The organism is Corynebacterium humireducens NBRC 106098 = DSM 45392, assembly GCF_000819445.1.
Taxonomy (GTDB): Bacteria; Actinomycetota; Actinomycetes; order Mycobacteriales; family Mycobacteriaceae; genus Corynebacterium; species Corynebacterium humireducens.
Genome location: NZ_CP005286.1, coordinates 1,737,321 through 1,762,108, shown reverse-complemented (window position 1 = coordinate 1,762,108; position 24,788 = coordinate 1,737,321). Strand labels below are relative to the sequence as shown.

At 69.2% G+C, this 24,788-nt stretch carries 25 protein-coding genes; 15 read left to right on the top strand and 10 right to left on the bottom strand.

Going from position 1 to position 24,788, the window contains the following annotated elements; genetic code table 11:
* Positions 1 to 29 precede the first annotated feature (29 nt).
* On the bottom strand, positions 30 to 1,733 hold the full coding sequence (locus tag B842_RS08755) for a choice-of-anchor I family protein (RefSeq protein ID WP_061241393.1): 1,704 nt from the start codon (positions 1,731 to 1,733) through the stop codon (positions 30 to 32).
* Between the two features lie 156 nt (positions 1,734 to 1,889).
* Here B842_RS08755 and ilvA point away from each other — a divergent pair, with 156 nt between their 5' ends.
* Complete coding sequence (gene ilvA / locus B842_RS08750; RefSeq protein ID WP_040086192.1) at positions 1,890 to 3,185, top strand: threonine ammonia-lyase IlvA; 1,296 nt, start codon at positions 1,890 to 1,892, stop codon at positions 3,183 to 3,185.
* A gap of 6 nt (positions 3,186 to 3,191) precedes the next feature.
* Here ilvA and treZ read toward each other — a convergent pair whose 3' ends face one another.
* On the bottom strand, positions 3,192 to 4,910 hold the full coding sequence (gene treZ, locus B842_RS08745) for a malto-oligosyltrehalose trehalohydrolase (RefSeq protein WP_040086191.1): 1,719 nt from the start codon (positions 4,908 to 4,910) through the stop codon (positions 3,192 to 3,194).
* A 41-nt stretch (positions 4,911 to 4,951) separates the two neighbouring features.
* On the opposite strand from treZ, the gene B842_RS08740 reads away from it, so the two are divergent.
* The 3 genes from B842_RS08740 to B842_RS08730 are packed head-to-tail and all read left to right on the top strand — an operon-like array spanning position 4,952 to position 6,211.
* On the top strand, positions 4,952 to 5,590 hold the full coding sequence (locus B842_RS08740) for an IMPACT family protein (protein WP_040087500.1): 639 nt from the start codon (positions 4,952 to 4,954) through the stop codon (positions 5,588 to 5,590).
* A 10-nt stretch (positions 5,591 to 5,600) separates the two neighbouring features.
* Positions 5,601 to 5,834 carry a hypothetical protein gene (locus tag B842_RS08735; protein WP_040087499.1) on the top strand — a complete coding sequence of 78 codons (234 nt, stop codon included), beginning with the start codon at positions 5,601 to 5,603 and terminating at the stop codon, positions 5,832 to 5,834.
* Positions 5,835 to 5,836: 2 nt separating this feature from the next.
* Positions 5,837 to 6,211 carry an RNA-binding S4 domain-containing protein gene (locus B842_RS08730; protein WP_040086189.1) on the top strand — a complete coding sequence of 125 codons (375 nt, stop codon included), beginning with the start codon at positions 5,837 to 5,839 and terminating at the stop codon, positions 6,209 to 6,211.
* An 80-nt stretch (positions 6,212 to 6,291) separates the two neighbouring features.
* Here the strand turns inward: B842_RS08730 and B842_RS14085 are convergent, their stop codons facing one another.
* The 5 genes from B842_RS14085 to B842_RS08710 all read right to left on the bottom strand — a co-directional run bounded on the left by B842_RS14085 (position 6,292) and on the right by B842_RS08710 (position 11,990).
* Positions 6,292 to 6,420, bottom strand: coding sequence for a hypothetical protein (locus B842_RS14085; protein WP_281178813.1), 129 nt, complete (start codon positions 6,418 to 6,420; stop codon positions 6,292 to 6,294).
* A 45-nt stretch (positions 6,421 to 6,465) separates the two neighbouring features.
* Positions 6,466 to 7,491: a GTP pyrophosphokinase gene (locus tag B842_RS08725; protein WP_040086188.1), complete on the bottom strand. Its 1,026-nt coding sequence runs from the start codon at positions 7,489 to 7,491 to the stop codon at positions 6,466 to 6,468.
* Positions 7,484 to 9,973: a malto-oligosyltrehalose synthase gene (gene treY, locus B842_RS08720; RefSeq protein ID WP_040086187.1), complete on the bottom strand. Its 2,490-nt coding sequence runs from the start codon at positions 9,971 to 9,973 to the stop codon at positions 7,484 to 7,486. The genes B842_RS08725 and treY overlap by 8 nt, the downstream gene beginning before the upstream one ends.
* A gap of 51 nt (positions 9,974 to 10,024) precedes the next feature.
* On the bottom strand, positions 10,025 to 10,600 hold the full coding sequence (locus tag B842_RS08715) for a hypothetical protein (protein WP_052437838.1): 576 nt from the start codon (positions 10,598 to 10,600) through the stop codon (positions 10,025 to 10,027).
* A gap of 85 nt (positions 10,601 to 10,685) precedes the next feature.
* Positions 10,686 to 11,990: an exonuclease domain-containing protein gene (locus B842_RS08710; RefSeq protein WP_040086186.1), complete on the bottom strand. Its 1,305-nt coding sequence runs from the start codon at positions 11,988 to 11,990 to the stop codon at positions 10,686 to 10,688.
* 62 nt (positions 11,991 to 12,052) lie between these two features.
* Between B842_RS08710 and B842_RS08705 the strand changes: the two genes are divergently transcribed.
* Positions 12,053 to 12,418, top strand: coding sequence for a winged helix-turn-helix transcriptional regulator (locus B842_RS08705; protein WP_040086185.1), 366 nt, complete (start codon positions 12,053 to 12,055; stop codon positions 12,416 to 12,418).
* A gap of 7 nt (positions 12,419 to 12,425) precedes the next feature.
* On the opposite strand, the gene glgX is transcribed toward B842_RS08705, so the two are convergent.
* Positions 12,426 to 14,888, bottom strand: coding sequence for a glycogen debranching protein GlgX (gene glgX / locus B842_RS08700; RefSeq protein ID WP_040086182.1), 2,463 nt, complete (start codon positions 14,886 to 14,888; stop codon positions 12,426 to 12,428).
* 39 nt (positions 14,889 to 14,927) lie between these two features.
* Positions 14,928 to 15,464 (bottom strand): TetR family transcriptional regulator, encoded by a 537-nt coding sequence (locus tag B842_RS08695; RefSeq protein ID WP_040086181.1) that lies wholly within the window; start codon positions 15,462 to 15,464, stop codon positions 14,928 to 14,930.
* Positions 15,465 to 15,585: 121 nt separating this feature from the next.
* Here B842_RS08695 and B842_RS13215 point away from each other — a divergent pair, with 121 nt between their 5' ends.
* The 3 genes from B842_RS13215 to nadC are packed head-to-tail and all read left to right on the top strand — an operon-like array spanning position 15,586 to position 17,611.
* Positions 15,586 to 16,209, top strand: coding sequence for a hypothetical protein (locus B842_RS13215; RefSeq protein ID WP_169744838.1), 624 nt, complete (start codon positions 15,586 to 15,588; stop codon positions 16,207 to 16,209).
* A gap of 2 nt (positions 16,210 to 16,211) precedes the next feature.
* On the top strand, positions 16,212 to 16,727 hold the full coding sequence (locus tag B842_RS08685; RefSeq protein ID WP_156119481.1) for a hypothetical protein: 516 nt from the start codon (positions 16,212 to 16,214) through the stop codon (positions 16,725 to 16,727).
* 5 nt (positions 16,728 to 16,732) lie between these two features.
* The gene (gene nadC, locus B842_RS08680; RefSeq protein WP_040086180.1) at positions 16,733 to 17,611 is read left to right on the top strand and encodes a carboxylating nicotinate-nucleotide diphosphorylase; all 879 of its coding nucleotides are present in this window, start codon (positions 16,733 to 16,735) and stop codon (positions 17,609 to 17,611) included.
* Between the two features lie 14 nt (positions 17,612 to 17,625).
* On the opposite strand, the gene B842_RS13210 is transcribed toward nadC, so the two are convergent.
* Complete coding sequence (locus B842_RS13210; RefSeq protein ID WP_052437835.1) at positions 17,626 to 18,708, bottom strand: YbjN domain-containing protein; 1,083 nt, start codon at positions 18,706 to 18,708, stop codon at positions 17,626 to 17,628.
* A 124-nt stretch (positions 18,709 to 18,832) separates the two neighbouring features.
* Between B842_RS13210 and hisD the strand changes: the two genes are divergently transcribed.
* From hisD to priA, 7 genes are read left to right on the top strand one after another with little or no spacing between them, the layout of a single operon-like run.
* The gene (gene hisD, locus B842_RS08670) at positions 18,833 to 20,143 is read left to right on the top strand and encodes a histidinol dehydrogenase (RefSeq protein ID WP_040086178.1); all 1,311 of its coding nucleotides are present in this window, start codon (positions 18,833 to 18,835) and stop codon (positions 20,141 to 20,143) included.
* A gap of 5 nt (positions 20,144 to 20,148) precedes the next feature.
* Positions 20,149 to 21,249: a histidinol-phosphate transaminase gene (locus tag B842_RS08665; protein WP_040086174.1), complete on the top strand. Its 1,101-nt coding sequence runs from the start codon at positions 20,149 to 20,151 to the stop codon at positions 21,247 to 21,249.
* Positions 21,246 to 21,848, top strand: coding sequence for an imidazoleglycerol-phosphate dehydratase HisB (hisB, locus tag B842_RS08660; protein WP_040086172.1), 603 nt, complete (start codon positions 21,246 to 21,248; stop codon positions 21,846 to 21,848). Before B842_RS08665 ends, hisB begins: the two co-directional genes overlap by 4 nt.
* Before the next feature lie 3 nt (positions 21,849 to 21,851).
* Positions 21,852 to 22,058 carry a hypothetical protein gene (locus B842_RS08655; protein ID WP_052437834.1) on the top strand — a complete coding sequence of 69 codons (207 nt, stop codon included), beginning with the start codon at positions 21,852 to 21,854 and terminating at the stop codon, positions 22,056 to 22,058.
* A 48-nt stretch (positions 22,059 to 22,106) separates the two neighbouring features.
* Positions 22,107 to 23,342 (top strand): MFS transporter, encoded by a 1,236-nt coding sequence (locus B842_RS08650; protein ID WP_040087490.1) that lies wholly within the window; start codon positions 22,107 to 22,109, stop codon positions 23,340 to 23,342.
* A gap of 48 nt (positions 23,343 to 23,390) precedes the next feature.
* Positions 23,391 to 24,026, top strand: coding sequence for an imidazole glycerol phosphate synthase subunit HisH (hisH, locus tag B842_RS08645; RefSeq protein WP_040086171.1), 636 nt, complete (start codon positions 23,391 to 23,393; stop codon positions 24,024 to 24,026).
* Positions 24,027 to 24,047: 21 nt separating this feature from the next.
* Positions 24,048 to 24,788 carry a bifunctional 1-(5-phosphoribosyl)-5-((5-phosphoribosylamino)methylideneamino)imidazole-4-carboxamide isomerase/phosphoribosylanthranilate isomerase PriA gene (priA, locus tag B842_RS08640; RefSeq protein ID WP_040086170.1) on the top strand — a complete coding sequence of 247 codons (741 nt, stop codon included), beginning with the start codon at positions 24,048 to 24,050 and terminating at the stop codon, positions 24,786 to 24,788.

Below are 24,788 nucleotides of genomic sequence, written 5' to 3'. Positions count from 1 at the left end.
TAGCAGCCATCCCCTCCCGACGCGAGGGGTTAACGGGAGGAGAGGGAGGAGAACGCGGAGACGGAGGACTGGCCGGTCACCTCGGCGGTGGTGATCTCGAAGATCGTGGTGGTGCCGGACACCTCGTTGCCGACGACGACCAGGTTCTCACCGTTCGGAGAGTCGACCGCCGGGATGAAGACCAGACCCTCGGCGCCGAGGTCGCCGGCCTGCGGGCTGTCGGCCGGGGCGGTGAAGTCACGGTTGTTGACGTAGGTGACGAAGGTGGCGCGGGCCGGGTCGGTCACGTCGTAGACCATGATGCCGCCGATGCGCTCCAGGCCGATGAAGGCGTAGGTGCGGCCGTCGATCTCACCGAGGGTGACGCCCTCCGGCTCCGGGCCCTTGTCGTCGGAGCGGCCCTCGAGGTTCGCCTCCTTGTGGTTGGAGTTGAAGTTCTCCGGGCTGGCCAGCGCGGTGATCCGCTCGAACTGGTCGTCCGAGTTGAACACCCGCTCACCGTTCTCGTCGACGATGGAGAAGCCGCGGGCGCCGAAGGAGTAGATCTCCTCGTAGCACCCACGCTCCTCGTTGTAACCGTCGGCGGTGGTGACGGTGAGGCGGCCGAGGTTCTCGTCCTTCTGCAGGTCGGCGATCTCCTCGGCGGTCATGCCGTTGAAGTCCTCGCACAGCGGGGCGATGCCGCGGTCCGCGTCACCGAAGTGCTTGACGCGGGCCTCCTCGGAGTAGCCCTCCCAGTCGCGGGCGTCGCCCTCGTTGGCGGTGACGATGTAGGTGACGCCGCCGACCTCGTAGGAGGCGATGGAGTCGGGCATGAGGTGGCCCTTGACCGGCCAGGTGGTGATGTTGATCTGGTCGTCGCGGTCGGAGACGTCCAGCGGAACGACCGAGTGGTCGACGGTGCCCAGCGGCAGGATGTCGGTGACGGTGGCGGTCTCGATGTCGACGACGGCGAGCGCGTTGTTCTCCTGCAGGGAGACGTAGGCGGTGCCGCCCTGGACGGTGATGTACTCCGGCTCGAGGTTCTGGGCGACGGTGCTCTCAGTGCCCTCGGGGCCGAAGACGCGCACACCCTCCGGGAGGGCGCCCGGGGCGTTGTAGGCGCGGAAGTCCGCGGTGCGGACGTCGGCGTCGGTGGCGGCGGTGACGGTCTCCGGCAGGGAGACGACGGAGACGGATCCCTCCGGGTCGACGGAGTAGTCCTCGGCCGGCTCGCCCTCGTTGGCGACCAGTGCGTAGGCGCCGTCCGCGGTGATGGTGACCATGTCCGGCAGGGCGCCGACGGCGACCTCGCCGAGGGCGACGGGCTGCTCGGCGGCGGCGTCGAAGAACAGCAGCGTACCGGCATCGGTCTTGGTGGCGGGCTCGACGGTGGCCACGGCCAGGCCGTCGGCACGCACGTCGACGGAGTTGATGGTGGTGCCGGGGCCGCCGTCGACGGAGGCGACCTTGACGGGCTCGGTCGGGTCGGAGATGTCGAGGACGTCGATCTGGCCGGACTGGGCGTTGACGGTGAGCACGCGCTGGGAGGCCGCGTGGTACGTGACGATCTCGGCGGCGGACCTGTCGAAGATGCCGGTCTCGTAGGTGCCGATCGGGGCCAGCGAGAGGGCCGCACCCGGGGCCGAGTGGACGACGGGGTTGTCCACGACAGCGGCGTGGGCCGGGGCGATGAGGGAGACACTGGTGGCGAGCGCCGCGCACAGCGCGACAGCGGAACGGCGAAGGGACACGGGGAGAACTCCTGTGGTCGGTGGGGTGCAGATCGTGTGACATGGTGGACCAGTGACATGACACCAATCTCAATTCCGGACCACCTGCAGGTGAACAGTCGGTGAAGTGGGCTGCAACGCCGTGGCCGGTGGACAGGGGGACTACACTGAGTCCCCATGAGTGACACCCGGTCTGCCGTAACCACCTTCGAGCCTGTCCGCGCCTCGGACATTCAGCTGGCGCAGGCACGGATCTCCTCCGTCATCGAGCCCACCCCGCTCCAGTACTGCCCCCGCCTCTCCGAGGAGACCGGCTGCGAGGTGTACCTCAAACGCGAGGACCTGCAGGACGTGCGCTCCTACAAGATCCGCGGCGCCTACTACGCCATGGCCAACCTCGACGAGCAGCAGCGGGACGCCGGCATCGTCGCCGCCTCCGCCGGCAACCACGCACAGGGTGTCGCCTACGCCTGCCGCACGATGGGCATCCGGGGTCGCATCTTCGTCCCCAACCAGACGCCGAAGCAGAAGCGTGACCGCATCATGGTCCACGGCGGTGACATGGTGGAGCTGGTCGTCACCGGCAACAACTTCGACGAGGCCGCCGAGGCCGCGCGTGCCGACGCCGCCGAGCGCGGCGCCACCATGATCGAGCCCTTCGACGCCCGCGACACCGTCATCGGTCAGGGGACCATCGCGGCGGAGATCCTCACGCAGCTCACGTCCATCGGCAAGTCCCTCGACACGGTGCTCGTGCCGGTCGGCGGCGGTGGCCTCCTGGCCGGTGTCGCCAGCTACCTCGCCGACATGGCGCCGCGCACCGCGATCGTCGGCGTCGAGCCGGGCGGTGCCGCCTCCCTCCAGGCCGCCCTGCGTGCCGACGCCCCCGTCACCCTCTCCGCGGTCGACCCCTTCGTCGACGGCGCCGCCGTCAAGCGCATCGGTGACCTGCCCTTCGACATCATCGAACGCAACAAGGGCCGCATCCACGTCATGGACGTCTCCGAGGGCGCCGTGTGCACCGAGATGCTCGACCTGTACCAGAACGAGGGCATCATCACCGAGCCCGCCGGTGCACTGTCGGTCACGGGCCTGAAGGAGATGAAGCTCCAGCAGGACTCCATCGTGGTGTGCATCATCTCCGGCGGCAACAACGACGTGCTGCGCTACGCCGAGATCATGGAGCGCTCCCTGGTGCACCGCGGCCTCAAGCACTACTTCCTGGTGAACTTCCCGCAGGAGCCGGGCCAGCTGCGCCACTTCCTCAACGACATCCTCGGCCCCGACGACGACATCACCCTCTTCGAGTACCTCAAGCGCAACAACCGGGAGACCGGTGCCGCGCTCGTCGGCCTCGAGCTCGGCCGGGCCAGCGACCTCGACCCGCTGCTCGAGCGGATGAACGCCTCCCGCATCGAGTGCCAGCACCTCAAGCCGAACACCCCCGAGTACGAGTACCTGGTCAACACCTAGGGGTCTCTACCTGCGCAGGAGCGCGAACTCCCACGGGCCCAGGCGCGTGTCGTCGAGGCCGACCTCCGGTTCCGTGAAGGAGTAGATGAGCTCGCCGCCGTAGGGGGCGCGGACCTCCGCGTCGGAGAGGTTGGCCACGAGGATCACGTCCTCCCAGCCCATCGCCAGCCAGCCGTCCCCGGTCTCGACGGTGAGGCGGGAGAGATCGGCGCGGGAGAGGCCGAGCTCGCGGCGCAGACGCAGCAGCTCCCGGTAGGCGGCGTGGATCTCCTGCTGCTCCTCCGTGAAGTCCCAGTCCAGCCGCGACATCTCGAACGTCGCCGGGTCAGCGGGGTCCGGCACCTCGGCGTGGTCCCAGCCGGAGCGGGAGAACTCCCGCTTGCGGCCCTCGGAGGTGAGGCGGTTGAGGTTCTCGTCGGTGTGGGAGCAGAAGAAGGCGAAGGGGGTCTGTGCGCCGAACTCCTCACCCATGAACAGCATCGGGGTGAAGGGGGAGCAGTAGATCACCGCCGCCTTCAACACCTGCTGAGCAGGTGTGAGGTTCATCGACGGGCGGTCGCCCCGCGCACGGTTGCCGGTCTGGTCGTGGGTGGTGGTGTACGTGACCAGGCGGTGCGCCGGAATGGAGCGCACGTCGATCGGACGGCCGTGGGTCCGCCCGCGGTAGGAGGAGTACGTGCCGTCGAAGTAGAAACCGCCGCGCAGGGTCTTCGCCAGGGCGTCGAGGGAACCGAAGTCCTCGTAGTAGGCGTGGCGCTCACCCGAGACGATCGTGTGCAGGGCGTGGTGGATGTCGTCGACCCACTGGCCGGCCAGCCCGTAACCGCCGCCGTCACGTTCGGTGATCAGGCGCGGGTCGTTGAGGTCGGACTCCGCGATGATGTGGCGGGGGACACCGGTGCGGGCGGTGACGTCGTCGGCGACCTCCTGGATCTGCTCCATGATGGAGTATGCGCCGGTGTCGTCGAGGGAGTGCACGGCGTCGAGACGCAGGCCGTCGAAACGGAACTCGGCGAGCCACTGGCGCACCGAGTCGAGAATGAAACGGCGCACCTCGTCGGAGTCGTGGCCCGAGATGTTCACCACCTCACCCCAGCCGGTGGAACCACCCGCGGTGTAGGGGCCGAACATGCCGTTGTAGTTGCCGTCCGGGCCGAAGTGGTTGTACACCACGTCGAGGATGACGCCGATGCCGGCGGCGTGGGCGGCGTCGACAAGCCTCTTCAGCCCCTCGGGGCCGCCGTAGCCGGCGTGGACGGCGAGCCACTCCACGCCGTCGTACCCCCAGTTCCGCTCGCCGCCGAAGGGCTGGACGGGCATGAGCTCGATGGCGGTGACGCCAAGATCCCGCAGGTACCCCAGCTTCCCGATCACCCCGTCGAACGTCCCCTCGGGGGTGAACGTGCCGACGTGCAGCTCGTAGAGCACCTGCCCGGCCAGCGGGCGGCCGGTCCACTCGGCGGTCCAGTCGAAGTGCGGGTCGGTCACCTCGGAGAGCCCGTGCACGCCGTCGGGCTGGGAGGTGGTGCGCGGATCGGGGAGGGTCTGCGACCAGTTCTCGCCGTCGAAAAGCTCGTAGCCGTAGCGCATGCCCGGCTCCGCGATGCGGTCAGCCACCCACCATCCGCCGGAGGTCGCCCGCATGGCGATCACCTCGTCGTCGAGTCGGAGACGGACATCCCGGGCGTAGGGGGCCCACACGGAGAACGGTTCATGCGCAGTCATGCAACCCAGGCTAACGGAAACGCCAGCTACTATCAGTGTTCATGCTCACGACCTACCAGTTGCCCGCCGCCGACCGGACGTGGACGCACGAGTGGGAGGTCAAACGGTCACGCTTCTACTCGCTCGCCCGCCGGACCTCCGACGAGGACGCCGCCCGCGACTTCATCAACGAGATCCGCGCCGAGTACCCGGACGCCCGCCACCACTGCAGCGCCTACATGCTCCACGTCGAGGGCTCCAACCCCATCGAGCGCTCCTCGGATGACGGCGAGCCCTCCGGCACCGCCGGCAAGCCCATGCTCGACATGCTCCGGGGTTCAGAGCTTCTCGACACCACCGTGGTCGTCGTCCGTTGGTTCGGCGGCATCAAGCTCGGTGCGGGCGGACTCGTCCACGCCTACTCCCAGTCCGTCGGCGACCTCCTGCCCAAGATAGAGCGCGTCACCCGGGCGATCCGCGAGCTCTACCTCATCGAGGTGCCGCACGCCGACGCCGGCCGCCTCGAGGCCGACCTGCGCAACCGCGGCATCGCGGTCACCGACACCGACTACGGCGCAGCCGTCACCTACACCCTCGCGGTGGAGCCGGGCGGACGCGCCGAACTGGAATCCACCCTCGCCTCACTCACCGCAGGTGCCGTTGTGCCGGTGGAGGCGGGCACGTCCTGGGTGGAGTATTAGGATGGTGCGCATGACAATGCAGCGCCGCCCGAACAACCCGATTGAACAGCGTAAGCAGGCCGTCCGGAAGTACACCCGGAACGCCGCCGTCTCCGTCGGCGGTGGCGTCGTCGGAGGCCTCGCCCTCGGCCTCCTCTTCACCAGCTGGACCTGGGTGATCCTGGGGCTCGTCGTCGCCGTCGTGGGTGGCTTCTACAACTGGAACCAGGTGCAGAAGATCGTCAACCACCGCGACAACTACTAGCCGTGTCTGAGGCAGTCCGTATCGACGTGTGGGTGTGGGCGGTGCGCGTGTTCAAGACACGGTCCGCCGCCGCCACCGCCGTCCGGGCCGGTCACGTCAAACTCAACGGCGCGTCGGTGAAACCGGCCCAGCAGGTCGTCCCCGGGGACCGGGTGCGCGTGTGGGTGAACCACCGCGAACTCCACCTCGAGGTGGTGGACACCCCACGCAAGCGCGTCGGCGCCCCCGTGGCCCGCACCTGCTACATCGACCACTCGCCGCCGCCCCCGCCGAAGGAGATCCTCGCCTCCCTGCCGCAACGTGACAGGGGAGCGGGCCGACCCACGAAACGGGAACGCCGCGAACTCGACCGGCTGCGGGGCCGCGAGAGCTACTGAGGCCGCACAGACAGTCGGCCCCGACGACCTCCGCGCTCATGAGCGTGCAGGTCGTCGGGGCCGACAGGTGATTCAGGGCCCTACCAGAGTCCCCAGTGCGCCGGCGGGAAATCGATGCCCAGCGGACGGAAGAAGTTCGCGATGGTCAGTGCCCACACGTGGATGGCGTCAGCCACCTGGGGGAAATCTTCACGGATGGACGAAACCATGTTTTGGTGCTCCTTTATTCGCGGGTGCGGTAGACCCTGTTCATACTACTGCCTGTCTGTCCTTCCGTCGCGAAGGATCCGTGCGGCGCGCATTGTTTTCAGCCGACGGGCCAACTGCTGCGGACGTTGCGCCGGACGCAGACCGATCTCACCCGTCCTCCGGATGTGCTCCTGCCCGTACCTGCGCAGCAGCAGATCGTCGATGAGACGGATCTGACCGGGGCGGAAACGGTAGTTCAGGGCACCGCGGACCGAGTCGATGTCGATGTCGTCGAGCAGCGCATCCAGCTCAGCCACCGTGGTGATCCCGTCAGCGGCGAGGATCTCCGCGAGGAAACGGTAGTTCTCCGAACGCGAACGCGGGAAACGGTTGCCCAGCAGCATCGCCAGCACACCCGGCAGCGTCTCGGCGGTGAGGTCGACATCCTCAGTCGAGGACTCGTCGGTGTACTGCGCCGCCGCGATCTGGTCGAACTGCTGGTCCGCCAGCTCAATGAGCCCGGCGGCCAGCGCGAAGGCACGGTCCACCTTCGGATCCAGCTCCTCCTGACCCCGTTTGTAACGGATGTCGTGCTCGAACTCCGCCCAGGCGTGCTGCAGGACCGTCCGGATCTGCACCTCGAAGCTCACCCCCGCATAGTCGGCGAGCTCCGTCACGTCGGCGGAGTTCTCGTCGACCGTGAGGATGAGGTGGTGGGAGCCGTAGCCGAAGCCACCGGAGATCCGCGTCTCCGCGGTCTTGTCCACGGAACGCTCCACCGTGAAGGACTGCCGCAGCACCTCGATGGCCACGGGGATCTCCGTCGAGTGGAAGGTGGTCACCCGCACACCGATGAGGTCGTGGATGTCCTTCCAGGGGTCGGGGTACATCCACGAGCCGTCGGCACGCTTCTTGTAGGCCTTGGCCTTCATCGACGGCCAGTCCTTCACCCGCGCGACCACCCGGTCATAGGTGACGCCGGCGTCGGCGAGGAGATCCTCCACGCCCGCGGCGAAGTCCTCCGCCGCGTCCGGGTGCGCCCGCACCCAGTCGTGGTACCTGCTGCCCAGGCGGGCCATCCGGTCAGACATCACGCTCCACCGGCTGCTTGACCAGCAGTGCCGTCGGGAAGAGGCGGAGAACCTCGGCGAGCGGCACCGTCTCCTCGTAGGTGCGGCCCGTCAGACGGTCGAGCCACGTGCCCTCCGGGAGGGTGACCGTGGTGTCCTGCCAGCCGCCGTTGCGCTCCAGGTCGAGCGGGCGGCGGGTGGCCAGGGTGATCACGCCGATACCCGCCTCACCCGGGATGTGCGACGCGCCGCGGGCCAGACCGATGAGGTGCGCCTCCGCCGGGCCGACCGCGAACACGGCCTGCATCTCACCGCCCACGAAGTACTCCGGGTGGTCGGTGCGCACCTTCAGCCCCTCGTGCACGATGTGCAGCTTGGCGCGGTCGCCGTAGAGGTCGAGGTGCGGGTAGTCGCCGGTGGTCTCCGCCTGGGCCTCCGCCTCCGCGGCGAGATCCTCCCAGTCGACGCCCTCCGCGAGGATGTCGAGCGTCTGCTGGCGGGCGGTGTAGTCCACGAAGCGCCGGTTGTCCGGGTCGACGAGGGAGTCGTCGAAGAACTCGGTGCCCTGGTACACGTCCGGGATGCCCGGGCCGGTGAGCTGGAGCAGCTTGCGGCCCAGGGAGATACGCACCGCGCCACGGGCCAGCGGCGCCACGAACTCGGTGATCATGGAGGTCACGGGGCCGTCGAGAAGCACGTCGATCCAGTCGAGGACGGCGTTCTCGAAGGACTCCACCGGATCCACCCACGTGGTGTGCACGCTCGCCTCCCGCAGCGCCTTGACGGCGTAGGCGCGGAAACGCTCACGGAGCTGCTCCGTGATCTGCCCGTCCGCCGGCCACACGCCCAGCAGGTTCTGCAGCAGGAAGTGGCCGGTCCCGGAGTCCGGGGCCGGGACCACGGAGGTCACGCGGTGGACCAGCTCCGAGAAGTCCAGGGGGCGTTCGGTCAGCTCGATGATGCGGGCGCGGACGTCCTCGCTGCGCTTGGTGTCGTGGGTGGACAGCGTGGTCATGGCCTTCGGCCACAGGCGGGCACGCTCCTGCTGCAGCAGGTGGAACTCCGCCGCCGACACCCCGAAACGACCCGGCGCGCCACCGACCTCCTGGAGGGCGACGAGACGGCACGCCCGGTAGAAGGTGGTGTCCTCCACGCCCTTGGCCATGACGGCACCGCAGACCTGCGCGAAACGGATCTTCGCCTCCGCGTTGGCGTTGAGGGCGGCGACTATGAGGTCGAGTGCGTCACGGCGCGACGGGAACCGCCGCGACATCTCCGCCACGACCGTGGCCGTCACCCGCGACAGGGAGAGGTAGTCGGCGCGGTAGACCGGCATGGCGGCGACGAGTTCGGTGATCGTGGTGAGCAGGTCCTCCTCCGACACGGAGGAACCGGCGGTGGAGAAGTTGTCGCGGCGCATGGCGCGGGCGAGACGGCGGATCTCCGCAGAGAGCTCCGTCTGTGCGACCTCCCGCTTGAGCTGCTGCTGCGTGACGTCGATGGCGGCCTGGTCCCACGTGGAGCCGGAGTGCTGCAGCGCCAGCATGGACAGGGAGTCCTCGGCCTCCCGCTCGATGAACACGCCGTCCAGCTCACGCAGGGCGTCGTAGCCGGTGGTGCCGTCCACGGCGAGGCGCGGGTCCAGGGTCTCGTCGACCTCGAGGATCTTCTCGACGACCAGCCAGCGGTCCGGACCCACCACCTCCCGCAGGCGGTTGAGGTAGCCGAAGGGGTCGGACAGTCCGTCGGGGTGGTCGACGCGGACGCCGTCGATGATGTCCTCGGCGATGAGCTGACGCACGATGCGGTGCGTGTGCTCGAAGACCATCGGGTCCTCCTGGCGGATGCCCGCCAGACCGTTGACCGAGAAGAAACGGCGGTAGGAGATGACCCCGTCGCGCCAGTACATGAGGCGGTAGTGCTGCTGCTCGTACACCTCGGCGACGTCGTCGTCGAGGGTCACGTCCTCCCCGACGGGGAAGAGGTTGTCGTAGTAGGCGAGGACGACCTCCCCGTCGACCTCCCGCAGCTCCAGCTTGTCGACGTCCTCCGGCGACCCCAGCACCGGGAGCCCCAGCTTGCCGCCGGCCCCGTTGTCGGCGTGCCAGTCGATGTCGAAGTAGTGCTCGTACTCGGAGTCCTGGCCGTGGCGCAGGACGTCCCACCACCACTTGTTCAGCCGCGGGTTCTCCACGCCGAGGTGGTTCGGCACGATGTCGATGATGAGCCCGAGGCCGGCCTCGTGGGCGACGTCCGCCAACTCGCGCAGCCCCTCGATGCCGCCGAGCTCCGGGTTGATCTCGGTCGGGTCGGTGACGTCGTAGTTGTGGTTCGACGTCGGGATCGCCGTGAAGATGGGGGAGAGGTAGATATGACTGACTCCGAGGGACTGCAGGTAGGGAACCTGGGCGGCCGCCTCGGCGAAACCGAAGGCCCGTCCCGACGGGTCCGCCTGCGGTCCGCGCAGTTGCAGACGGTAGGTGGCGGTGATCGGACGACGCATGGAACTCCTCAGTTAAAGAACGGAATAGAGAGAAAAGTGTTCCCCCACAGCCTAGGCGGGAGTGGACACCGGTGTGCGGGGCGACACAGCCGCCGGGAAGCCGTGACGCCGCTCCAGCGGCACCCGCGACAGCGCGTCCCCCAGGTCCACCACCTGCCTGCCGACGTCCTCCCGTGGCACCGCCACCACCGTCCGTTCGGTGAGCGCGAGCCACGCGACGGGCCCTCCGGTGAGGGCGGCCAGATGCTCGTCGAGCACCGCGAAAGGGTGCGGGTGGGCCAGCCAGCTCGCCGCCGGGGCCCCGGGCAACGCCACCTGCAGGCCCGGCGCACCGGGCCCGAGGAGCGCGGCGGCGGGACGGGTGTGCACCCGGACACCCACCGGGGTCTGCGCCCGCGCGACGAGGTTCGTGGCGGCCAGCTCCCACGCCCGGTGCGCCGAGAGATCGAGTTCCCCCAGACCGCGGTAACTGACGTCGACCCCGTCACAGACGAAGGTCACGCACAGGTCCCGGGACAGGGTGATGGAGGCGACGGTGTCGCTGAACCCGTCGTCGCTGAGACCGCGACGACGGACCCACGTGGCGGGGCGCAGGGCCGGGAGGAGGGTGGACGGGGACAGTGGCATGGGCGGTCCTCGGATCGGGAGCTGATTCCTTCACCACTGTTGGACTCCGGAAACCGCCCGGAGGTTCCCTGCCCCGCGAAAATTCCTAGAACGGGGGCTGCTCGTCCTCGCTCCCGTCCTCGGTCAGGCCGAGGACGGCGATGAGCTGCTCACCCGTCCAGATCTGGAGCTCCTGCCCCTTGGCGATGAGCTCCTCCGCCCGCTTCTCCTTGGAGGTCTTCGTCGCCCAGGTGCCGGCCACGAGGATCGTGGTCTTCCGGGTGACGTTCCGGCCGATCTCCGCACCCATGTCCGCGATCGCCGACCACAGCCGCCCCTTGTCGAAGGGCTCGAAGTCACCGGTCAGGGTGACGTGCTGGCCGAAGAGCGGTCCCGTCGGATCGGCGTCCGGGTTGGCGTCGGGGATGACGTCCGGCGTGGCCACCGACTGCCACGGGGCCCGCCGCGCGGGCTTCCGCTCCGGGGCCTGCGTCGGCTCGGTGGGCAGACCGGGGCGCTGCCGCAGCACCGGGTGGACCGCGTCCTGACTCAGGGTGCCCGTGCGGAAACCGGCGTCCTCCTGCATCTCCCGGAAGGGGCCCCTGTGATCTGAGCGTCGGGCCAGCTCCACGACGATGCCAGCCGCCGCGCGGGCGTCCTCGGTCGCGTCGTGGTGCCTGTCCAGCGGCACCCCCAGACCAGCCGCCACCGTGGGCAGCCGGTGGTCCGGCAGACCGAGGCGGGCGGCCCGCGACAGCACCAGGGAACAGCCGAAGGTCAGCTCCGGGACCGGCAGTTCGGCCGCCAGGCAGGCACGACGCAGCGCCATCATGTCGAACTGGGCGTTGTGGGCGATGACCGGCAGGTCACCGATGAACTCCAGCAGGGCGGGCAGACGCTCCGCGAAGCCGGGCTGGTCCGCCACCATCTCCGGGGTGATGCCGTGCACCGCGATGTTGGCGGCCTGGAACTCGGACAGACCCGGCGGGGGAGTGCACAGCCACGACTCGGCGGCGACCTCCACGCCGTCGACGACCCGGACCACGCCGATCTGGCAGATGGACCCGACGTCCGCGTTAGCGGTCTCCACGTCGAACCCGACGAAGCTGAGCCCGGTGACCCCGCCGGCGGAGGCGGTGGGGGCCTCACCGCGCAGGGCGGCCTCCACGTCGGCGACGAAGTCCGCAGCGGCCCGGTCCTGCCCGGGGGCGAAGGTGACTGTCGTGCCGGGGCCCTCGAGGAGGACCACGCCGACGTCGAGAAGCGTGGGCGGTGTGGACCGCACGCCGGTGACCTCCGCCAACGGGACGGTGACCACGGTCTGCCCGGTGAGGGCGGCGGCCAACGCCGACTGTTCGATGCGGATGCTCGTCTCGGTGACGCTGAGGTGGGCGCCGTGGGCCGGGATCACTCGTCGACTCCGTTTCTTCGGGGGCTGGGTCAGGCCAGTCTACCCGGCTACGATCAGGGGGTATGAGCAGCCGCCAGCGTTCGTGGGCGCGCCGGTACGACCCCTTCGACCGGACCTGTCCCAGCCGCGGCCTGCTCAATTCGGTGGGGGACAAGTGGACGATCCTCATCATCCTCGCGCTGGAGCAGCGCCCCCTGCGTTACGGACGCATCGAGGAGATCGTCGACGGCATCTCCCAGAAGATGCTCACCCAGCGACTGCGCACCATGACCGCTGACGGCCTCATCGAACGCTGGGCCTACGAGGAGATCCCGCCGCGGGTCGAGTACGAGCTCACCGACCTGGGGCGGAGCCTCCTGCCCGTGGCGCAGGCGCTCGTCGACTGGGTCGCGGACAACTACGCCACGGTGGAGGAGCACCACCGCTGAACGGGGTCTAGGGCTCCTCGTCGGTGTACTCGTCGCGGAGGGCGGCGTGGCGCTTCGCGGCGATCTGCTGCTCCTCGGTCATCTCGGAGAGGCTCGGCAGGACGGTCGTGGGCTTGTTCTCGTCCTCCTCTGACTCCTCGGCCTCCGGCTCGGGGGCCTCCTCCTCGTCGAGCTCCTTGACCGGCGGCTCGGCGGCGACCTTCTCGGCGGTGGCCGCGGAATCGGCGGTGACCTTGTCACCCACGACGCCGAGGTCCTTCTCGCGCTCGGCCTCGTCGACGACCTCGAGCTCCTCGACCTCGTCCTCCTCGTCGAAGGCCGGCGGCTCGATCTGCTTGAGCACCATCGTCGCGCGGGAGGGGACCGTGATGGTGCCCTTCGCCTCGATGATGGAGGCCTCGATCGGGTAGCCGATGTCCTCGGTGGTGTCGACGAGCAGCTGCCAGCGGACACCCAGGGAGCGCGGCGGGAGGGTGAACTCGATCTCCTCGTAGTGCGCGTTGAACATGAGGATGAACGAGTCGTCCACGATCTTCTGGCCGCGGGCGTCCGGCTCGCTGATGGCGTTGCCGTTGAGGTACACCATGAGTGCCTTACCGAAGGCGAAGTCCCAGTCGTCCTGGGTCATCAGCTTGCCGGAGGGCACCAGCCAGGCGATGTCACGCTCACGGACGTCGGAACCCAGCGGGCCGCCCGCGAGGAAGCGACGACGGCGGAACACGGGGTGGCGGCGGCGGATGTTGAGCAGACGCTTCGTGAACGCGTGCAGCGACGCGTTCTCCTCCAGCTGGTCCCAGTCCATCCACGCCAGCTCGTTGTCCTGGCAGTAGACGTTGTTGTTGCCCTCCTGCGTACGCGCCATCTCGTCACCGTGCGAGAGCATCGGGGTACCCAGCGACAGGATGAGCGTGGTGAGGAAGTTGCGGCGCTGGCGGGCGCGCAGGGCCAGGATCTCCGGGTCATCCGTCGGGCCCTCGACGCCGTGGTTCCAGGAACGGTTGTGGGACTCGCCGTCGCGGTTGCCCTCGCCGTTGGCCTCGTTGTACTTGTGGTTGTAGCTGACCAGGTCGTTGAGCGTGAAGCCGTCGTGCGCGGTGATGAAGTTGATCGACGCGGTGGGGCGGCGGCCGTTGTTCGCGTAGAGGTCAGAGGAACCCGTCAGACGGGAGGCGAACTCGCCCAGGGTGGCGGGCTCGCCACGCCAGAAGTCACGGACGGTGTCGCGGTACTTGCCGTTCCACTCGGTCCACAGCGGCGGGAAGTTGCCCACCTGGTAGCCGTCGTGGCCGACGTCCCAGGGCTCGGCGATGAGCTTCGCCTGCGAGACGACCGGGTCCTGCTGGACGAGGTCGAAGAAGGTCGCCAGACGGTCGACGTCGTGCAGCTCGCGGGCCAGGGTGGAGGCCAGATCGAAGCGGAAGCCGTCGACGTGCATCTCGGTGATCCAGTAGCGCAGCGAGTCCATGATGAGCTGCAGCGAGTGCGGGTCACGCACGTTGAGGGAGTTACCCGTGCCGGTGTAGTCCATGTAGTGGTACTTGTCACCGTCGACGAGGCGGTAGTACGCCTCGTTGTCGATGCCGCGGAACATGATCGTCGGGCCCAGGTGGTTGCCCTCGGCGGTGTGGTTGTACACCACGTCGAGGATGACCTCCATGCCGGCCTCGTGGTAGGCGCGGACCATGCCCTTGAACTCGGAGACGGCGCCGCCGGGTTTGCGGGCGGCGGCGTAGTCCTGGTGCGGGGCGAAGAAGCCGAAGGTGTTGTAGCCCCAGTAGTTGCGCAGGCCGAGGTCGCGGAGGCGGTCGTCCTGGAGGAACTGGTGCACCGGCATGAGCTCGATGGCGGTGACGCCGAGGTCCTTGAGGTAGGAGATGATCGCCGGGTGCGCGAGACCGGCGTAGGTGCCGCGCAGGTTCGGCGGCACGTCCGGGTGCGTCATCGTCATGCCCTTGACGTGGGTCTCGTAGATGACGGTCTCGTTGTAGGGGATGCGCGGGGCACGGTCGGAGCCCCAGTCGAAGAACGGGTTGATCACCACGGACTTCATCGTGTGGCCGAGGGAGTCCTCCGTGTTGCGGCCGGACCCCGGCGGGTCGGCGAAGATGTCGTAGGAGAACAGGGACGGGTCGCCGTCGAAGTCGCCGTCGAAGGCGCGGGCGTAGGGGTCCACGAGCAGCTTGTTGGGGTCACAGCGCTTGCCGTTGTGCGGGTCGTAGGGCCCGTGCACGCGGTAGCCGTAGCGCTGGCCGGGCTGCACGCCGGGGAGGTAGCAGTGCCAGACGTTGGCGTCGACCTCCTCCAGGTTGATGCGGACTTCGTTGTCCTCCCGGTCGATCAGGCACAGTTCCACCTTCTCTGCAACATATGAGAAGAGTGCGAAGTTGGTGCCTGCGCCGTCGTAGGTGGACCCCAGGGGGTAGGGGTCACCCGGCCAGACCGTGTAATCATGGTCGGACTCAGTAGTCATGTGGACAGATCATAATGGAGAGCACCGCGCTCCACCTGTTCACGCGCGGGCCGTGTCGAGCCCTGCGAGCATCAGTTCCACTCCCCGGTGGAAGTCCCCGGAGGCGTCCCGCGGCTTCTCGACGCCCGTGTCCGCCGCATGCTGCGCCCGCGCCTGCTCCAGGGCGGTGGCGCCGAGCACGAGGTGCAGGAGGGAGGCGGCGCCGACGCGCCGCAGGTCCGCGTCCCCCTCCAGGGTGGCGGCCAGCTGCTTCTCGACGACCTCCCGTGTCTCCGACTCCGGCTGCGAGAGGGCGGCGGCGACGAGCTCCGCGCCGTCGCGACGCGAGAGCATCGACTCCCGCAGGAGGCCGGCGAGCTCCGGGGCGGTCCGCGGGGCGGTGGCGGCGAGCACGGGCGTCAGGATCTCCTCCGCGATCGCGGCGATGAGCTGCTGTTTGTTGGCGATGTGCCAGTACAGTGCGCCCGGGGCGACCCCGAGGGACGTGGCGACGCGGCGCATGGTCATGTCCGCCAGGCCGTACGTGTCCAGGATGGCGACGGCGGCGGTGACGATGGATTCGCGGGTCAGCTGCACATCCTGGAGCCTACCCGGTACTGAAACTCCCAGGGTTCTTTCAGCCCGCGGGGTGAAGTGGTTGCTAGGGTGACCAGTCGACGTACCCGTTACCTTCCGGCAGGAGTACCCAGCAGTGACCGTGAAAAAGACCACCGTGGCGCTCGCCCTCACCGTCCCCCTCATGTTCGTGGCGGCGTGCGGCGGCGGCGAGACCGCCGAGAGCACCGCGACCGGGGTACCGACGGCACACACCGTGACCTCCACCCGCACCACGGAGACCACGACGTCGACCACCTCCTCGGAGGAGGAGACCACCAGCGAGGAGCCGACCTCCGAGGAACCCACCGAGGAGCCGGAGCCGGTGGAGGATCCGCTCTCCGCCCCGATCCTCGAGGAACTCTACGAGGAGCCGGAGCCGGTCGCCGCCGGTCACGCCGCCAGCGAGGCCGACCGCGCCGAGATCGAGCGCCTGGTCCGGGGTATCTACGAGGTCGAGACGTTCCACCAGTTCCTCCTCTACGTCCCGGAGAACACCTGCAACGAGGCCGTCCCGCAGTCCATGGACCTGGCCGGCATCCCCGACCAGCCGCTGCACCAGTGGGACGTCTACGCCGCAGCGCAGCCCCACATCGCCTCCGTGGAGGACATCCGCGTCGAGGGCAACCACGCCTCCGCGGTGGTCACCGCGGTCTCCGCCGGCCAGTCGGAGACCCGCACCCAGCGTTACCTGCACGAGGACGGCCGCTGGAAGTTCTGCAACTAACGGTGAGGATCCCACGCACGGTGGGCACCGCCGCCGGGGTCGCGGCGGTGTCCCTCCTCATCCACTCCGTGGTCGGCGCCCTCTGGGGTCTGCTCCGTCCCGCGTACTCCGGCACTCTCGGCGAGGGCGGGCAGGTGATCATCGACGCCGCCGCCGGCAACGTCGAGTTCGTCTCCTTCGGCAGCTTCGTCGCCGCCACCGGACTCCTGGCGACGCTCATCTCCCTGAGCACCTACGTCCTGTCCCCGGCCACCCGCGGTCCGGCGATGCTCTGGTGGCTCATGGGGGTCGCGGCGCTCTCCGCCTTCTCCTTCCTGGCGGTGGGGACGGTGACCTCCGGCCTGCTCCACGACATCGGAGACCCCGACCTGCTGTCCCCCGGGGACCGCGTGAGCATGGTCCCGGGCCTGGACCCGGGCGTCGGCTGGCTCGTCGCCCCCTTCCTCGCCGCCCTCGCCTACTGGTGCTCCGCCCTCGTGACCCCCGAGACGGACGCCCCGACCCTCCCGATACAGTGAGAGACATGACGCCGCCTGACACCCCCGCCTTCCCGACCGTCGAGATCGACCCGGAGGCCGTGGACCGCCTCATCGCCACCGCCCTCGACGAGGACCTCACCTACGGTCCCGACATCACGAGCCGGGCCACCGTGCCCTCCGGACACCGCTCCGAGGCGCGGATCGTGTCCCGCCAGTCGGGCACCATCGCCGGACTCTTCGTGGTGGACCGGGTGCTGCGCCAGGTGGCCACCTCCGAGTTCCGCGTCGAGGAGGTCACCCCGGACGGCACCCGCGTCGGACCGGGGGACGTCGTCGCCCGCATCGAGGCCGGCACCCGGGACCTGCTCACCGCGGAACGTACCCTGCTCAACCTGCTCACCCACCTCTCCGGCATCGCCTCGGCGACCGCCCGCTGGGTCGACGCGGTCGAGGGCACCGGCGCGCAGATCCGCGACTCCCGCAAGACCCTGCCCGGTCTGCGTCTGCTGCAGAAGTACGCGGTGACCACCGGCGGGGGAGTCAACCACCGCCTGGGGCTCGGCGACCGGGCGCTCATCAAGGACAACCACGTCGTCGCCGCCGGGGGAGTGCTCCCGGCCTTCCTGGCCGTGCGTGAGCAGTTCCCGGACAAGTGGTGCGAGATCGAGGTCGACACCCTGGAGCAGCTCGACGAGCTGCTGCCGGAGCAGCCGGACGAGATCCTGCTGGACAACTTCGAGCCGTGGATGGTGCAGATGGCGGTGCAGCGTCGCGACGCCGTCTCGCCCGGCACCCTCCTCGAGGCCTCCGGCGGACTCACCCTCGACGTCGCGGCCGACTACGCCCGCACCGGCGTCGACTACCTCGCGGTCGGGTCCCTGACCCACTCCGCGCCGGCCCTCGACCTGGGGCTGGACTTCTAGTCCGGCTAGTTCGGCTAGTTTGGCCAAGCCACGGCAGACTCGCCCGTGGCGTCGGTGCTGATCTCGTCGATGGCGTGCAGCACCTGGTTGATGGCCACCGCCGTGTTGTGCTCGAGCTGGAGCTCCGTCATGCCCTCCCGGACGGGGGCGGTGAACTCCACGCGGACCTGCAGGCCGTCGGCGTCCTCATGGCAGAAGGCCTTCGTCGTGATCGACGCCTCGTTCCAGTCGTTGCACAGCAGGAACATGCGCAGGAAGTCCGAGTCCGGGTCGAGGCCCGGGTCCCAGTGCCCCTTGATGAGGTAGCTGGGCCCGTTGTCCAGGAAGAAGCCGAAGAGCACGTCGTTGATCCAGGCGATGATGACGTCCTCGTCGCCGTGGGTCTTCTCGATGCCGAGATTCCCCAGCGCCTCCCGCACCCGGTCGAGGGTGACCTCCGTGGGGTCGTCGTGGTCCTCGCCCGGGTCCCACTCGTGGTCGGTGCTCATGCTGGCGGAGTACTCCTCGTCGGGGTCGGGTTCGTCGCCGGGGTCGATGTCCTCGCGGCTGCGGCGGTGATCCAGGTCGCGGAGGCGCACGGTGTCGTCGTCAAGTTCATTGACGCTGACGTGGCGGTCTCGGGGGAGGGGACCGTTGAGGGCGGCGGTGTCCTGCTTGCGGCGCTGCGCGGCGGTGTCCTCCGAGTCGGGCATGGCCAGCTCGGGGAAGTCCTCGATTAGGTGGTCGACGGCCAGGCGGGCGGTCTCCATCGACAGGCGCACGAAGTCCGCCAGCTGCGCGTCCGTGATCCCGGTGCCGACGAGGATGCTGGAGCGGGAGTGCAGGCTCACCGCCGTGTCGTCCCCGACCCGCAGCGACAGCGTCGGGCCGAGGCGCTCATGGTTCCAGGCGGTGATGGTCCGGGCGAGGGCGCCGGTCTGCTCCATGCCGGTCGTGTTGCGCAGGTCCATGTCGAAGACCAGCGCGCCGGGGCTGCGTTCGTCGAGGTAGGCGGTGACGATGTGGTCGTGCCAGGGGAACACCAGCCGGTCGGCCCCCACGTAGGCGTGGAAACCGAAGGACTCGGCAGCGACGTAGACCTCGGTCAGCGTGACCATCGGGCTGACACCTCCTGCATTCTCCGGGCCGTGCTCGGGTGGTAGGCCCCTGACCCCTACAATAAGGCAACATAGACTCTGGCCCATCCGCTTTCATCCTGGCAGTTCGAGGAGAACCTTCACGATGCTCAACATCATCGACCTGCGCGGTCGTACCCCGTCCACCAGCGAACTGCGACGTGCCCTCCCGCGTGGCGGCACCGACGTCAACGCCGTGCTCCCGACCGTGGCGCCCATCGTCGAGGCGGTCCGTGAGCGGGGGGCGCAGGCGGCCCTCGAGTACGGCGAGAAGTTCGACGGCGTGACCCCGGCGGCGGTGCGGGTGCCGGCGGAGGTGCTGGGGCGGGCCGTCGACACGCTCGACGAGAAGGTCATCACCGCCATGCGGGAGGCCATCTCCCGGGTGCGCAAGGTGCACGCCGACCAGCGGCCGGACTCCCACACCACCACCCTCGCGGAGGGGGCGACCGTCACCGAGGTGCACCTGCCGATCGACCGCGTCGGCCTCTACGTGCCGGGTGGCAAGGCCGTGTACCCGTCGAGCGTGATCATGAACGTCGTCCCCGCCCAGGAGGCCGGCTGCCGTTCGCTCGTCGTGGCGTCCCCGCCGCAGGCGGACCACGACGGCTGGCCGCACCCGACGATCCTCGCCGCCTGCCACCTGCTGGGCGTCGAGGAGGTGTGGGCCGTCGGCGGTGCCCAGGCCGTGGCGCTGCTGGCCTACGGTGACGACTCCGTCGATCTCGACCCGGTCGACATCATCACCGGCCCCGGCAACATCTTCGTCACCGCTGCGAAGCGCCTGGTCAACGGAGTGGTGGGCATCGACGCGGAGGCGGGCCCCTCCGAGATCGCCATCCTCGCGGACTCCTCCGCGGACCCGGTGTACATCGCCTACGACCTCATCTCCCAGGCGGAGCACGACGACCTTGCGGCGTCGGTCCTCATCACCCACGATGAGGAGCTGGCGCGGGCCGTCGACAGGGAGATCGACGAGCGCTACACCGTCACCCGCAACGCGGAGCGTGTCGCCGGGGCACTGCGTGGCCAGCAGTCCGGCATCGTGCTCGTCGACGACCTCGAGCAGGGCATCGCCGTGGCCGACGCCTACGCCGCCGAGCACCTGGAGATCCACACGGAGAACGCCCGCGAGGTCGCGGAGCGCATCCGCCACGCCGGCGCCATCTTCGTCGGCGCCTACTCGCCGGTCCCGCTGGGCGACTACGCGGCCGGTTCCAACCACGTCCTGCCGACCTCCGGCACGGCCCGGTTCTCCTCCGGCCTGTCCACCCACACCTTCCTGCGGGAGGTCAACCTCATCGAGTACGACCGCACCGCCCTCAAGGAGATCGGCCCGCACATCATCGCGCTGGCCGACGCCGAGGACCTGCCGGCCCACGGCGAGTCCATCCGTTCCCGCTTCGAGATTATGTAGGAGCCATGACCCGTCTCTCTCTTGATCAGCTGCCCCTGCGCGAGGAACTGCGCGGGCAGTCGCCCTACGGCGCCCCGCAGCTGGACGTCCCCGTCCGCCTCAACACCAACGAGAACCCGTACCCGCCGTCGCCGGCGCTCATCGACGACCTCGTGGAGACCGTGACCAGGGTCGCCTCCGACCTCAACCGCTACCCGGACCGCGACGCCGTCGAGCTGCGCACCCAGCTGGCCGACTACGTCACGGAGCAGACCGGCGTGGCCGTCGGCGTGGAGAACCTGTGGGCCGCGAACGGCTCCAACGAGGTCCTCCAGCAGCTGCTGCAGGCCTTCGGCGGTCCCGGCCGCAAGGCCCTGGGTTTCCAGCCCTCCTACTCGATGCACCCGATCCTGTCGGCCGGCACGCAGACGGAGTTCATCGACTGCCCGCGCGGCGCGGACTTCCGCATCGACATCGACGCGGCGCTGGCCGCCATCGCGGAGCACCGCCCGGACGTCATCTTCATCACCACCCCGAACAACCCGACGGGTGACGTCACCTCGCTCGAGGACATCCGCACGCTTCTCGACGCCGCCCCCGGCATCGTCATCGTCGACGAGGCCTACGGCGAGTTCTCGCCGTCCCCGTCGGCGACGACGCTGCTCGCCGAGTACCCGGCGAAGCTCGTCGTGTCCCGCACGATGTCCAAGGCCTTCGACTTCGCCGGCGGTCGCCTCGGGTATTTCGTCGCGGACCCCGCCTTCGTCGAGGCCGTCATGCTGGTGCGCCTGCCGTACCACCTGTCGATGCTCAGCCAGGCGGCGGCGACCGTCGCACTGCGGCACCGGGAGGACACGCTGGCGACCGTCGAGAAGCTCTCGCAGGAGCGCATCCGCGTGGTCGCCGCCCTGCAGGAACTGGGCTACGATGTCGTCCCCAGCGAATCCAACTTCGTGTTCTTCGGCACCTTCGCCGACCAGCAGGCGGCATGGCGGAAGTTCCTCGACGCGGACGTCCTCATCCGTGACGTCGGCGTCACCGGCCACCTGCGCACCACCATCGGACTGCCCGCGGAGAACGACGCCTTCCTCCGCGCCGCAGCCGACATCATCAAGGAGATCAAGTGACTGACCGTATCGGACGCGCGACCCGCACGACCTCCGAGTCCGACATCACCGTCGAGATCAACCTCGACGGTTCGGGCCGGGTCGACGTCGACACCGGCCTGCCGTTCTTCGACCACATGCTCACCGCGTTCGCCGTCCACGGTTCCTTCGACCTGAAGGTCCACGCCAAGGGTGACATCGAGATCGACGCACACCACACCGTCGAGGACACCGCCATCGTCATGGGACGCGCGCTTCTCGACGCCGTCGGCGACAAGGCCGGCATCCGTCGTTTCGGTTCCCGTCAGCTGCCGATGGACGAGACCCTCGTCGAGGCGGTGGTCGACATCTCCGGCCGTCCCTACTTCGTCATGCGCGGTGAGCCGGACCAGATGATCACCGCCGTGATCGGCGGGCACTACGCCACGGTCATCAACGAGCACTTCTTCGAGACCCTGGCCCTCAACGCCCGCATCACCCTCCACGTCATCTGCCACCACGGCCGCGACCCGCACCACATCACCGAGGCCGAGTACAAGGCCGTCGCCCGTGCGCTGCGGGAGGCCGTCGAGAAGGATCCGCGCGTCGAGGGCGTGCCCTCCACCAAGGGAGCTCTGTAGAAAGTGCTCTCCATTGCTACGGTGGCACAGGAGAGCCAGGACGACAGTCTCTGGCTCGTGTACCTGATGTTCATCGTCGCCGGTCTCCTGGTCGGCGGCACCTGGTCCGCGCACCAGGCGGAGAACAGGGGACTGGCGATATTCCTGGCACTGTGCGCCATCGTGTCGTTGGCGGGTGCCGTGTTCTGGATGATGGGAGCGATGGGCTAAGTGGCACAGGCGGGACTGACGCGTGCGGAGATCGAGAACCTCGACAGCATGTGGAAGGCCCCCGGCTTCATACCCACCTTCGTCGCGGTCTTCGCCGCGTTCGGGGCCTGGTCGCTGCTGCTGCCGGTGATCCCGCTGGCCGCGCTCGACCACGGCCACTCCGCCACCCTCGCCGGCGCCACCACCGGCGTGTTCATGGCCGCCACGGTGGCCACCCAGATCTTCACACCCATGATGCTGCGGAGCATCGGGTACAACCCGGTGATGGTCGCCGCGGCGTTCATGCTCGGTGTGCCCGCACTCGGCCACCTGCTGGGCACGGACGCCTGGATCCTCCTGCTCTTCTCCGCCCTGCGCGGCGTCGGCTTCGGCGCCCTGACGGTGGCGGAGTCCGCGCTGATCGCCGAGATCGTGCCCGCCCGTTTCCTGGGCAAGGCCTCCGGCATGCTCGGCGTGTTCCTCGGCGTGGCCCAGATGATCGGGCTGCCCACGGGCCTGTGGCTGGCGGGGGAGTTCGGCTACCCGACGGTGTACGTCACCGCCGCGGTCGTGGCACTCGTCGCCGCGGTCATGTGTCTGCGGATCCCACGTATCCGCGCCCAGCGCCGCCCGAAGGACGCACCCGGCGGCGACGTGTCCATGTGGAAGCTCGTTGCCGTGCCCGCGGTGGCCGTCAACACCCTGGCCATGAGCTTCGGTGCCGTCTCCTCCTTCCTGCCGGCGGCGGTGCAGGACCTCGACCCGGTCACCGGGGCCGTCATCGGCGGTTTCATGCTCTCCATCATCGGCGGCGCGGCGATGGTGCTGCGCTACTTCTCCGGGGTGGTCGCTGACCGGGCGGGGCATGCCGGGGTGACCATGCTCCCCGGCCAGGCGATGGGCTTCGCGGGTGTCGCGCTCATGGCGCTGGTCATCGCCAACGGCTGGTCCGTGTGGTGGCTCGTGCTCGCGGGCGTGCTCTTCGGCGGCGGCTTCGGCATGGTGCAGAACGAGGCCCTGCTGGAGATGTTCCAGCGACTGCCCCGCACCAAGGTCTCCGAGGCCTCCGCGGTGTGGAACATGTCCTACGACGCCGGCACGGGCATCGGTTCCGTGGTCCTCGGCTTCGTCGCGGCCCGGGCGGCCTACTCCGGGGCGTATGCGGTGGCGGCGGGACTGGTCGCGCTGGGCATCCTGGCCACCCTCGCCGACCGCTACCTGGGTGCCCACCGGGTCACCGACCACGACAACATCCGCACCCGCCTGCGCCAGATCCCGGTGCCCCGTCGTCCGCGGCGGCGGTAGCGGGGCAGGCTGACAGGGCAGGGGGACCCACCGACTACACTCACGGCCATGGCAAAAACCGTCGCCCTCCTCGACTACGGCTCCGGCAACCTCCGCTCCGCCCACCGGGCACTGGAGAAGGTCGGTGCCGATGTGACAGTCACCTCTGACCCCACCGTCGCTACCGGGGCGGACGGACTGCTCGTCCCCGGCGTCGGCGCCTTCGCCGCCTGCATGGCCGGACTCAACGCCGTCCACGGCCCCCGCATCATCGGCCAGCGCCTGGCCGGTGGCCGCCCGGTGCTGGGCATCTGCGTCGGCATGCAGATCCTCTTCGACGAGGGCCACGAACACGGCGTCCGGACCAGCGGCGCGGGGGAGTGGCCCGGCGTGGTCGAGCGTCTGCACGCGCAGATCCTCCCGCACATGGGCTGGAACACCGTCTCCCGTGCCCCCGGCTCGCAGATGTTCGCGCAGCTCTCCGACGAGGAGCGCTTCTACTTCGTCCACTCCTACGGCGTCCGCGACTGGACCCTGGAGACCGATGACCTGACCACCCCGCCGGCCGTCGCCTGGGCGGAGCACGAGGACGACCGTTTCGTCGCCGCCGTGGAGAACGGCCCGCTGTGGGCCACCCAGTTCCACCCCGAGAAGTCCGGCGACGTCGGGCTGCAGCTGCTGGCCAACTGGCTTGAGACCCTCTGATTCCCGATAGGATTGGCAACCATGAGCGATTTCACCCTTCTTCCCGCCGTCGACGTCGTCGACGGCCACGCCGTCCGCCTCGATCAGGGTGAGGCAGGCACCGAGAAGTCCTACGGTTCCCCGCTGGAGGCGGCCCTCGAGTGGCAGGCCCAGGGCGCGGAGTGGCTGCACTTCGTCGACCTCGACGCCGCCTTCGGCCGCGGCTCCAACCACGAGCTCATGGCGGAGATCACCCGTCAGCTCGACATCAAGGTGGAGCTGACCGGCGGCATCCGCGACGACGCCTCCCTCGAGCGGGCCCTGGCCACCGGCGCCACGCGCGTCAACATCGGCACCGCCGCGCTGGAGAAGCCGGAGTGGATCGCCGAGGTCCTCCGCTCCTACGGGGAGAAGGTCGCCGTCGACATCGCCGTCCGCGAGATCGACGGCGAGTGGCGCACCCGCGGCAACGGCTGGGTCTCCGACGGCGGTGACCTGTGGGAGGTCCTCGAGCGTCTCGACGCCGCCGGCTGCACCCGCTTCGTGGTCACCGACGTGTCCAAGGACGGCACCCTCGCGGGCCCGAACGTCCAGCTCCTGCGTGAGGTGGCTGCCGCCACCGACGCGAAGATCGTCGCCTCCGGCGGCATCTCCGTCCTCGACGACGTCATCGAGCTCGCCCGCTACACCGACGAGGGCATCGACTCCGCCATCATCGGCAAGGCGCTGTACGAGAAGCGCTTCACGCTGCGCGAGGCGCTCGCGGCCGTCGAGAAGCTCTAG

Bases quoted from the DNA above. Each gene is read 5' to 3' on its own strand.
- ilvA (WP_040086192.1), top strand. From the start codon at position 1,890: ATGAGTGACACCCGGTCTGCCGTAACCACCTTCGAGCCTGTCCGCGCC.
- treZ (WP_040086191.1), bottom strand. From the start codon at position 4,910: ATGACTGCGCATGAACCGTTCTCCGTGTGGGCCCCCTACGCCCGGGAT.
- B842_RS08740 (WP_040087500.1), top strand. From the start codon at position 4,952: ATGCTCACGACCTACCAGTTGCCCGCCGCCGACCGGACGTGGACGCAC.
- B842_RS08735 (WP_040087499.1), top strand. From the start codon at position 5,601: ATGACAATGCAGCGCCGCCCGAACAACCCGATTGAACAGCGTAAGCAG.
- B842_RS14085 (WP_281178813.1), bottom strand. From the start codon at position 6,420: ATGGTTTCGTCCATCCGTGAAGATTTCCCCCAGGTGGCTGACGCCATC.
- B842_RS08725 (WP_040086188.1), bottom strand. From the start codon at position 7,491: ATGTCTGACCGGATGGCCCGCCTGGGCAGCAGGTACCACGACTGGGTG.
- treY (WP_040086187.1), bottom strand. From the start codon at position 9,973: ATGCGTCGTCCGATCACCGCCACCTACCGTCTGCAACTGCGCGGACCG.
- B842_RS08715 (WP_052437838.1), bottom strand. From the start codon at position 10,600: ATGCCACTGTCCCCGTCCACCCTCCTCCCGGCCCTGCGCCCCGCCACG.
- B842_RS08705 (WP_040086185.1), top strand. From the start codon at position 12,053: ATGAGCAGCCGCCAGCGTTCGTGGGCGCGCCGGTACGACCCCTTCGAC.
- glgX (WP_040086182.1), bottom strand. From the start codon at position 14,888: ATGACTACTGAGTCCGACCATGATTACACGGTCTGGCCGGGTGACCCC.
- nadC (WP_040086180.1), top strand. From the start codon at position 16,733: ATGACGCCGCCTGACACCCCCGCCTTCCCGACCGTCGAGATCGACCCG.
- B842_RS13210 (WP_052437835.1), bottom strand. From the start codon at position 18,708: ATGGTCACGCTGACCGAGGTCTACGTCGCTGCCGAGTCCTTCGGTTTC.
- hisD (WP_040086178.1), top strand. From the start codon at position 18,833: ATGCTCAACATCATCGACCTGCGCGGTCGTACCCCGTCCACCAGCGAA.
- B842_RS08665 (WP_040086174.1), top strand. From the start codon at position 20,149: ATGACCCGTCTCTCTCTTGATCAGCTGCCCCTGCGCGAGGAACTGCGC.
- B842_RS08650 (WP_040087490.1), top strand. From the start codon at position 22,107: ATGTGGAAGGCCCCCGGCTTCATACCCACCTTCGTCGCGGTCTTCGCC.
- hisH (WP_040086171.1), top strand. From the start codon at position 23,391: ATGGCAAAAACCGTCGCCCTCCTCGACTACGGCTCCGGCAACCTCCGC.
- priA (WP_040086170.1), top strand. From the start codon at position 24,048: ATGAGCGATTTCACCCTTCTTCCCGCCGTCGACGTCGTCGACGGCCAC.